This is a genomic window from Paenibacillus koleovorans NBRC 103111, from assembly GCF_004000845.1.
Lineage (GTDB): Bacteria > Bacillota > Bacilli > Paenibacillales > NBRC-103111 > Paenibacillus_AA > Paenibacillus_AA koleovorans.
Map to the genome: position 1 here is coordinate 1 of NZ_BIMA01000265.1, position 743 is coordinate 743.

Annotated in this window: 1 pseudogene; it reads left to right on the plus strand. The window is 51.7% G+C overall.

Features of this window, described 5'->3' with window-relative positions:
- Positions 1 to 583 (plus strand): annotated as a pseudogene (locus tag PKO02S_RS32750) (IS1634 family transposase); the annotation flags it as partial.
- Between the last annotated feature and the right edge of the window lie 160 nt (positions 584 to 743).

Sequence of the window (743 nt, forward strand, 5' to 3'; positions counted from 1 at the left end):
CGAAGACCTCGTGCGCCCGCGGGGTCGTCCGAAGAAAGGGACGGTGCCGGAGTCGATCACGCGCTACCGACTGGCGTTTGAACAGCCGAAGCCGGATGAAGAAGCGATCGGCGCCGCTCGCAGAAAGGCCTCCCGCTTTGTGCTGGTGTCCACGGTGCCCAAGGAATTTCAAGGGAAACCGATGGACCCCGCCACCCTGTTACAAACGTACAAAGGACAAATTCGAGTCGAATGCAATTTTTCGATCTTGAAAGATCCTTATTTTGTCGATGAAATCTACCTAAAAAAGCCGCATCGCGTGGAGGTGCTGGGTTACTTGTTCCTGATCGCGCTGTTGGTGTACCACAGCATTCAGGGCAAGGTTCGCAGCCAAACGAGCGAACGCCACCCTTTGATCGCCACCACGAAACGGAAACTGGCGCAACCGACAACGCGGGAGATTTTTCGTCTGCTCGAATATGTACAGGTCGTTGTGTTCCGGATGCCCGATGGCAGCCGTTTTCGTCAGTTGGTCCAACCGCTCAAGACCGAGCAGCGAAGATTGTTGGCCATGTTTGGCTATGATGAGTCTCTCTTTGTTTAAGTACGAATGACGTAACCTCAAACGCTCTTTCATCCAAAATGACCTTGATTGTTTAAAGTGCGGTGCATAGGCATGATTATTTAGGTTGCCCCATTATTGCTTATCCCGAAATTCCATTGAAATGTTTTCCATCTGACATCTCGGGGGTGCGAAATGTCAG